This window comes from Streptomyces sp. NPDC058650, assembly GCF_042717315.1.
Taxonomy (GTDB): Bacteria; Actinomycetota; Actinomycetes; order Streptomycetales; family Streptomycetaceae; genus Streptomyces.
Genome location: NZ_JBHXRL010000041.1, coordinates 1 through 8,460 on the forward strand (window position 1 = coordinate 1; position 8,460 = coordinate 8,460).

The following is an 8,460-nucleotide window of genomic DNA, read 5'->3' on the forward strand; positions in this document are numbered from 1 at the left end:
TGAGGTGACGGGTGCCTCGAGTCCGTACCGGCTGGGGTGGGTCCTGCGGGCCGTACTTCGAGATGTCGTACGTCGATGCGGTACGGGCCAGCGGCCCAGGCTGTCGGTGACGGGCGATAACTTATGCGGCAGCACAGCAGGTCGGTCGACAACGGGGGATCCATATGCGGTACCGCTTCACGTCCTACCACCCGGCGAGTGACGCCGAGGCAGCCGTCACGGACGGCACCAGGCTGGGCGGCCTGCCGCACTGGCTGGAGGAGCCGCAGTGGCCGGTCGACCCCTACGAGAACGAACTCGCTCCGTTCATGGGGCAGTTCCGGGTGCCGGCGGCGGACGTCGGCGGGGACGGGGATCGGATGGTGTATCTGTTCGCCATTGGGTTCTCGGGTGAACACGCCACCGTCGTCCAGCCGGGAGGGCAGGTCACCGAGTCCTTCGAGACCCGGGCGGCGGCCACCGGGCCGACGGACCTAGACCGGGTCCACCTGCTCCGGGTCGAGGAGGAGGTCGACTTCTCCCGTGTCGAGCGGGAAATGGAGCCGGTCGAGGACGAGGACGAGGAGAACCGGGCGTGGCGGCTGGAGGAGCTGCTTGAAGAGCGCCAGAAGGACACCGCGGGCAGCATCCGGATGAACCAGCTCGGCGGCCCCGATGTGGTGCCGGTCTGGTTGCAGGGCGACGGCCTGCCGGGCGAGGGCTGGCAGCTGGTCGCCCAGCTCGACTCCTGCCAATTGCCCTTCGATGTCAACTTCGGTGACACCGGCGTCGGTTACCTGTTTCTCTCGCCGGATGGCAAGAACGCCGAGTTCTTCTTCCAGTGCTGCTGAGGGCATGGAGCATCCCCGGTTCCGCCCCGTGGTCTTCGAGCCCGTCCCCGCCGACGGTCCCGTCCCGGACCCGGCCGCCCCTCGGCTGGGCAGGCAGCCGCAGTGGCTGGAGGAGCCGCAGTACTCGGAGGCCACCGACACCGCGATGGATTCCTCGGGCAGTTCCGGGTGGAGCGGTCGGGTGAGCCGCCGCGCCTAGCACATGTGAACCCACGTGGACACAGCCACACAGCAGGTCAGCGGACTGGGCGGCGCCGATACAGACGACTCAGTTCGCTGACAACGCGCCTAACTTCCTGTCAAAGGACAGCGGTCAGGCGTACAGCTAGTCGCTCGTGGGTCAGCGTTTGATTCGTCCGCGGATGGCGAGAGCTAGGAGGGTTGGTTCCAGGAGTCGGGAGGTCATGTCGATGTAGGCGCCGGCGGTGGTCAGGTCCTGCCCGCTGGAGCGGAAGACCACGGAGTTGAGAGTGACCTTCAGAACCTTCTCGAAGCGCCTGCTGGTGAACCGGTCGCCAGTGGGGTTCTCGGGGTTCTTCTTGTCGATCTCGAAGGTGACCTGGCCCCCGCCCACGGGGACGACGCCGGTGGCTTCCCTGCTTCGGGTCGCTGTTCGGCAGGCCGAAGCCCATCATCAGAACGATCGTGGTGAGCATGGAGACGGCGAGCCAGCCCAGGGCGCGCGAGGCGCGAAGGCCGTACCGGACAGCAGCCAGTATCCCCACAGCAGACGGCGTTCGCCCTTCGGGGTGCCCGTGTGGTCATGGCGGCGCATCTCGCACTCGCCGTTGTAGAAGTCGGCCGCGCCGGGCTCGTTCTTGCCGTCCTCGAACGCCTTGCGGAGCTGCCGGTACAAGGCGGCGACATCCTCTGGATCCGGGGTGAGGCCAGGATCGGGATGCTCCGGGCCGGTGCGCCAAACACGTGAGGCAGACACCCGCTCCTCATGAACTTGAAGAGGAGACCGTGAACAGGTCCCGGCACGTTCCGTGATCGTACGAGCGAGCCTCCCGCGCAAGTCTTGAGGAGTGCGGTTGCGCCGCTCAAGCAGAACGACCATGGCGTGGACGCGCTGCGTTACACGGTGAAGACCACACAGCACATCTGGCGACCCCACATCAAAATCCCGCTCTACCATGAGGACCGCGCTGACGAACGAGCAGCGTAACCCGCCTGGTCGTCGTGGTCGGCCGACCGCTCGCCGGAAACCGCAACGACTGCAAGGCATGGGAGGATTCCGGCGCCAAGGCCGCAGTCGGCAAGACCCTCACGATCGCCGACGGCGGCTACCCGGGCACCGGACTCGTCATCCCTCACCGCCGGCAGCGCGGCCAGGCCGAACTCCCGGACTGGAAAGAGGAACACGACAAGTCCCACAAGCAGGTCCGTGCCCGCGTCGAGCACGTCTTCGCCCGCATGAAGACCTGGAAGATCCTCCGCGACTGCCGCCTCAAAGGCGACGGCGTCCATCACGCCATGCTCGGCATCGCCCGGATGCACAACCTCGCCCTCGCCGGACAGACCAGCTGGCCACACCGCAGCCGACCATGCCTGAAACGGCTCGGAGATCATTTTGCGGGACAGCTTTAGGCGTTGAAGTGAGCGTCAGCACTCGGGATCTCGCCCGAGGACCACCTCGCCCCGATCACGTCCGCTGGCCTCTCTGACTATGACGGAGTTGCGCACGCACATCGCCCAGCACCGGGCCGAAGTCGCTCGCCTCCTGGAGGTCGATGGGCACAGAGAGATCGCCGAGGCGTACCTCCGCGCTGGCACCCCGGCGCTGAAGATCGCGCAACTCTTCGCGCCCCTGTACGTCGATCTGGTCACCACCGAATGACTTGACGCACGGCGCCCTGGCGCGCCCGAGCGCGCTGTCCGTCTCTGCGTGATGCAGCCCCTCGACGCCCGTGTACGCCGGCACGTGGAGCAGTCGCTGAAAGGCGCCTGACCTGGGCTTCTGCCCGTCAGGCGCCTCTCAGTCGCTCTACCGCTTGCCGGTCGGCATGCCCTCGAACCGCTTGCCGTCGGTGAGGTACCGCCGGAAGAAGGCTTCGGTGTAGGCCGCGCCGACCCGGCGTTGGGCGGCTTCGGTCAGTTGGGGCTCATAGGTGGAGCCACCGGGTTCGGTGCACTGGCCGGGGCGGCCGTCGTCGTGACCGGCATCGTCGCCGGCGGCGACCTCTCCGCTCTCCGGCGACCACCGCGTGTTGAAGTAGTTGTGGTTCGCGCCGGGTATCGCGACCCGGTGGAACCCGGCGGTGCTCCTGGCGGTCGCTTCGGCGGCGAAGGAGAAGGCCTCACGGCCGACTTGGCCGTCGCAGGTCCCGCGCATCACGGCCACGGGGGTCTTCGTGATCTCGTACGCGCCCATGTCCTCGGTCATGACGTTGTAGGCGGGGGCCAGTGCCATGACCGCCCTGATCTTGACCCCGGCGGGCCACTGGGCCTTGTGACGGTCGGCCGCCTGCCATGTCGCGCCCGCGCCGCCACGGGAATGGCCCATGGTGCCGACCTTGTTCAGGTCGACGTGGCGCATGAAGTCGACGCGTCGCGGCTTGCCCGTGGCCGCGTCGCGGAACGCGCCGACGAGACCGCCGCGGCCTGAGGCACTGAGCTGTTGCCAGAGGGCAAGGTGCTTGTTGATCAGGTCCGCCCGTGCGGAGGCGTTCTCGTCGCCCGACACCGACGAGGCGTTGATGCCGTTGGCGCGGACGGACACCACGACGAAGCCGCGGGCGGCCAGTTCCTCGCCCACGTAGTCGTAGCCGCGCTCGTTGGCGATCGGACGGGTGCCAGGGGCGCAGGGCCAGCTGAACAGCTTCCGGCTCGCGGCCTCATACGCGTCCCAGTCCTGGGCGAGTTCGGCGGCGGACCGGGCCGCCGCTGCCTCCCGGTCCGCACAGGTCTCGTGCCAGCCGTGCAGCTGGACGATGAGGGGCCGCGGCGTGGTGCCGAGATCCGTCGGGTAGTGCACGGTCGCGGCGATCTCGACCGGCTCCCCGGTTCCCGGCAGCCGGTAGGCCTGGTCACCCAGGTCGTAGGTGACGGCGGCGACGCGCCGCGGCCCCTGGGCGGAAGAGTCGGGGGTCGCGGCGGACGCGGGGCTCCCTGCCAGGGCCTGCGGCACGAAGAGGGCCGCCGTGGACGCGGCGAGAGCGCAGGATCGAAGAGGGCGGCGGGTCGTGGGTGTGTCGTGGTGATTCAAGGGACGGTCTCCATGAACGGTGAACGGTGGCGCCCGGCAGCAGCTCCCGGGCGCCACACGAGGGCTTCATTCCGACAGACGTCCGAAGAGGCCCGCGGTTGCTTCGCCCCTCACCGCGATCTTCACCGGGCGCTCAGAGCGTCCGACGTAGCTGGGCAGCGGCGTAGCCGCCACGCAGGTCGGTGGGTGTCTCCGGCTGTCCGGGTCAGGCGTTGCCCCTGATGGTCTTCCGGATCCAGTCCGCGTAGGCGGGCACGTCGGTGTAGAGGCCCGGCCCGGCCGAGCAGGGGACCCCCGGGGCGCCGGGACCCGAGGTGGCTCCGATGAGCTCCCATCGCCCGTGCCGGCCCTTCTGGAGTTGCGGCCCGCCGGAGTCCCCGAAGCACGCCATGGCCTGGGGCACACGGCTGATCGTGCACAGCCGGGTCCGGTCCGCATAGCCGGGGGCGCACTCGCCGGCGGCGCCCGTGCGCGTCTCGAGCTCCTGCAACCGCTCCGCGAACTTCAGCTCGGTGTCGACGGTGGTGCCGAATCCCAGGATCCGGGTCGGGGTGCCGGGCCGCCCGGCCCGCTCCGCGATGCGGATGGGCTTCTCGGTGACCGGGCGGTCGAGGCGGACCAGCGCGATGTCGTTCTTGTTGGGGCCCTTCCCGTCACCGCTCGCGAAGCCGGGGTGAACGACGGTCTGCTCGATGGCCCGGACGGTTCCCCCGGACTTCCGCTGCTCGCTGCCGATCCGGACGATGCCGTCCAGCACCAGGCCGTCGCCCCGCACGCAGTGGGCCGCCGTCAGCACCCACTGCGGATCGATCAGCGACGCCCCGCAGTTGCCGTCGTACACCCCGTGCTTCGGGGCCGACTCCGGGATCGACGCCATGAACGGGTAGCGCTCCGTGGAATCGTTCCCGTTGACGATCGCTCCGGCGCTGCCGGTCATCAAGGTGGCGCACGTCGCGACGGCGAGAGCGCCGACGGCGGTGATGCGCGCCGCGCGGCGGGCCACCGACTTCAAGCTGGACACAGGGAGGTTCCTTCCCTCGTGAATCGGAATGTGTTCGTCCACCCTGCTCGGTTCAAGATCCACCGGACCATCCGGGTAGCGGGCCGAGTGCGGTGGGGGTATCCCCCGGTGGAAGTCGGTGGGGCACCCCAGCGCGGGTCCGCGCCACAGCACACGAAGATCACTTGATCGGCTCGGGAAGCCCCCACGCGCAAGGAGTGATCAGCATGCACAGGTACAGGAAGACGATCGGCCGCCGAGGGTTTCTCGCACTCACGGGAGCCCTCGCCGCCACGGCGCTGGCCGTCCCCGCGGCTGCCACGGCTGCCGCCGCACCGGCCGTGTCCGCCGACTCGGGAACAGCGAACCGGGAAACGGCCCTCGTACGGTCCCTGGAGCGGTCCGCTCACCCGCTGCGTTCCACGGAGCCCGGCGGCCGGACCGCGGACCTGCGGGCGCTGAGCACCATGGTCGGCGACGCGAAGGTGGTGGGTCTCGGCGAGGCCACGCACGGGTCGCACGAGTTCTTCGCCATGAAGGAACGCGTCTTCCGGCACCTTGTCGAGGAGCGCGGCTTCACCACCTTCGCCCTGGAGATGAGCTGGTCGGCGGGGCTCAGGATCGACGAGTACCTCCAGGGCGGTCCCGGCGACCCGCGGACGATCGCGCAGGAGACGCTGGCCGGATCCCCTTGGGAGCGTGAGGAGTTCGTCAGCCTGATCGCCTGGATGCGCGAGCACAACCGCCGCCACCCCGACCACCGGGTCCACTTCATGGGGGACGACCTCGGGGCGCCCGAGCTCGGCGACCACATCTTCGAGCGCGTGCTGTCGTCCGTCGGCAGGACTCGGCCCGAGGCACTCCCCCGGCTCACCGAGCTGTACGCCGGGCTGCGCCCCTTCGACGACATCTTCGGCTACTTGCGCAAACCGGTCGCGGAGCGCGAGGAGAACGCCGCACGCGCCCAGGAGGCACTCGACCTGGTCGCCGAGCACCAGGAGGGCGGCGGCGACGACCCCGCGTGGACGGTGCAGCACGCCCGGAACATCGCGCAGACCTTCGCCTTCGCCACCCTCGACCTCGCCGACCCGGCCTCGGTCACCGCCGCCGAGCGCCTGCGCGACCAGGCCATGGCCGACAACGTCCTGTGGTGGCAGTGCCACACCGGCCACAAGATGCTTCTCTCGGCCCACAACGGCCACGTCGGATACCTCTCGACCCATCCGGACATGTACCCGCGGACCCAGGGCGCCGTGCTGCGCGACCGCCTGGGCAACGGCTACGCCGCCATCGGCTTCAGCTTCGCCGGCGGCTCCTTCCTCACCAAGGACGCTTCCCTCGACGGGGACTGGAAGCCCGTCACCGTCCCGGCGGCGCGCCCCGGCATGAACGAGCACGTCCTGGACCGGGTCGATTACCGGGACTTCTACCTCGACCTGCGGACCGCGCCCGGCGCGGCCCGCGCCTGGCTCGACCGTGCCCGGCCGGTGTACGACGCCGGCTCGACCTTCACCCCCGACCCCTTGCCCACCCTCGCCCTCGGCCGGGCCTACGACGTCCTCATCCACCTCCATCGAGTCCGGGCGGCCGACGCGCTCTGCCAGGATTGCGGTCGATGATCCGGGCGATGAGGCCGCCGTTTCACGCACAGCCGTGCTCGACGTCCGTCTCAGAGGTGCTGACACGGTGATTCCGCTGAGAACCCGAACCCGGTTGCCGCGCCCGGTCAGTCCTGTACCGGCGGCACTACGCTGCCATCGTCCTGGACCGCAGAGGGCGGCGTCGAGGACTGGGGGATGGTAAAAGTCAGCCCGGAGAAGTCCCGGCCCTGCAGCACCGGCCCGTACAGAGAGCCACCGCTGATGTGATTGTTGACGTCTCCATCTCCGGTACGCACCGCCTGCACTTGTCGGTGCCATGTCTCCAGGCCGGCACTGAATTCGAGATCCAGGACCGCCCGGGCTGCCAGCGCCGTGCTCAGTGCCTGCGCTCGCCCCAGATCGGCGGGGTCTTCAGCCAACCGGTCGAGTTCCAGGACGCCGGGGCCGACAACTGGCTCCGGAATCGTCCCACTGTCGGCGCGCCTGAACGGGCGCCTGACCAACACGCCCAATCCCGCCCATGCCTGCCGCCCCAGCTCACCACCGGCGCCGCCGGCCAGCGCCGCCAGCAGCCCCACCGCTATGGGATCCATCGTCATCACCCTCCACCATCCGTCGTTGCCTTCCCGCAACGGGCTGACGAACGTGCAGGGCCCTTGGTTCCCGCCAGCCAGCGGTGCTCACGGTCTCCGTCTCCGGCGGCCTCTTACCGGCTACCGGCGCTTCCGCTCCGCGTGCCCTAGGACATCGGGTGCCGTGCTCCTGACAGTGATGGTCACATCCATCGGAGTCACCAGCTTGTGGCTCAGGCGCATCACTCGGTTCCGGCACTGCTCCAGACTCGGGCGCTGGAGGTCGCGGACAGCGAAGTCATCCTTGCCCGAGGGTTCACGGCTCGTCGCTGGTTGAGGGCGTGATCGCATGGAGCGCGGTGCGTGTGGCGCGTGTCTGGGGGTGGTCTGCTCCCAAGGTCCGGGTGCGCTGGGCAAGGACCTGCGCCAGCTCCGCCGCCGCTTCCACTGTCCGGCCAGACGCTGCAAGGATCTCGGCGTGGGTGTGGAGGGTGGCCAAGGTGTAGGAGTGGTCGTCACCGAGCACCTCCCGCTGTGCGGCGAGGATCAGGGCCGTCTCCGGCTCGGCCTCCTCGTAGTGGCCTTGGGCGAAAACGGCCCGGGCGAGCTCGTGGCGTGTGGCGAGGGTGTAGTAGTGGCGTTCGCCGAAGATCTTCCGCTGGTCGAGGAGGACGGCGCGCAGTTCGCGTTCGGCCTCCGTGAACTGGCCCCGGGCAAGGAAGGCCAGGGCAAGGTTGTGGCGGGTGGTGGTCACCAGGGGGTGTTCCGGGCCGAGCACACGTCGTCGGTCGCGAAGCAGGGCTTCGAACTCATCCGTCGCCCACGCCGCGTCGCCTTGGGCCAGCAGTACCCGGGCGCGATGGTGACGTGTGGTCAGCGTGGTGGGGTCGTCGGCGCGCTCGCCTGCGGCCGCGAGCACCGTGTCGAACTCAGCGAGCGACTTGGAGTATGCCCCTTGCGCGAAATGCACCCGGGCCAGCCGGTGCCGGGTTCTGAGCGTGACGGGATGCCGCTCGCCGAGCAGCTCCACCCGCGCGTGGAGCACGTACTCGAATTCGGCCCGGGCTTCGGCACGCCGAGCGAGGGAGTTCAGGACCGCACCGAGGTCGTACCGGGCGGCCAGAGTGGCGGAGTGTCGCTCTCCGGAGGTACGGCGGCGGACGTCCACCACCTCGCGTAGTCCCGCCTCGGCCTCCCGCAGGCGCCCCATCGTCCGCAGCGTCGTCGCATGGGAGTGGGCGGCCGCTTG

The 8,460-nt window shown here is 69.5% G+C and carries 8 protein-coding genes and 2 pseudogenes; 5 read left to right on the forward strand and 5 right to left on the reverse strand.

The annotated features are described in order from the left end of the window. Positions 1-164 precede the first annotated feature (164 nt). Positions 165-830, forward strand: a complete 666-nt coding sequence (locus ACFWWU_RS36995) for a hypothetical protein (protein WP_384153532.1) — start codon at positions 165-167, stop codon at positions 828-830. Between the two features lie 4 nt (positions 831-834). Next, the gene (locus ACFWWU_RS37000) at positions 835-1,029 is read left to right on the forward strand and encodes a hypothetical protein (RefSeq protein ID WP_384153534.1); all 195 of its coding nucleotides are present in this window, start codon (positions 835-837) and stop codon (positions 1,027-1,029) included. 141 nt (positions 1,030-1,170) lie between these two features. Here the strand turns inward: ACFWWU_RS37000 and ACFWWU_RS37005 are convergent. Further along, positions 1,171-1,755 (reverse strand): annotated as a pseudogene (locus tag ACFWWU_RS37005) (pentapeptide repeat-containing protein); the annotation flags it as partial. Between the two features lie 242 nt (positions 1,756-1,997). Between ACFWWU_RS37005 and ACFWWU_RS37010 the strand changes: the two are divergent. Both ACFWWU_RS37010 and ACFWWU_RS37015 read left to right on the forward strand, forming a co-directional pair. Continuing rightward, positions 1,998-2,348 (forward strand): annotated as a pseudogene (locus tag ACFWWU_RS37010) (transposase); the annotation flags it as partial. A 151-nt stretch (positions 2,349-2,499) separates the two neighbouring features. Continuing rightward, a complete protein-coding gene (locus ACFWWU_RS37015; RefSeq protein WP_384153537.1) occupies positions 2,500-2,670 on the forward strand; it encodes a hypothetical protein in 171 nt (56 codons plus the stop codon). A 147-nt stretch (positions 2,671-2,817) separates the two neighbouring features. Here the strand turns inward: ACFWWU_RS37015 and ACFWWU_RS37020 are convergent, their stop codons facing one another. Beyond that, entirely contained in the window at positions 2,818-4,038 is a 1,221-nt protein-coding gene (locus ACFWWU_RS37020; RefSeq protein ID WP_384153540.1) for an alpha/beta hydrolase, read from the reverse strand. A 205-nt stretch (positions 4,039-4,243) separates the two neighbouring features. Continuing rightward, entirely contained in the window at positions 4,244-5,059 is an 816-nt protein-coding gene (locus ACFWWU_RS37025; protein ID WP_384153544.1) for a S1 family peptidase, read from the reverse strand. A gap of 206 nt (positions 5,060-5,265) precedes the next feature. Between ACFWWU_RS37025 and ACFWWU_RS37030 the strand changes: the two genes are divergently transcribed. Beyond that, positions 5,266-6,657, forward strand: coding sequence for an erythromycin esterase family protein (locus ACFWWU_RS37030; protein ID WP_384153547.1), 1,392 nt, complete (start codon positions 5,266-5,268; stop codon positions 6,655-6,657). 107 nt (positions 6,658-6,764) lie between these two features. On the opposite strand, the gene ACFWWU_RS37035 is transcribed toward ACFWWU_RS37030, so the two are convergent. Both ACFWWU_RS37035 and ACFWWU_RS37040 read right to left on the reverse strand, forming a co-directional pair. After that, positions 6,765-7,238, reverse strand: a complete 474-nt coding sequence (locus ACFWWU_RS37035) for a hypothetical protein (RefSeq protein ID WP_384153550.1) — start codon at positions 7,236-7,238, stop codon at positions 6,765-6,767. 289 nt (positions 7,239-7,527) lie between these two features. Next, positions 7,528-8,460 (reverse strand): tetratricopeptide repeat protein (locus ACFWWU_RS37040; RefSeq protein ID WP_384153553.1); only part of this gene is annotated, 933 nt, incomplete at its 5' end.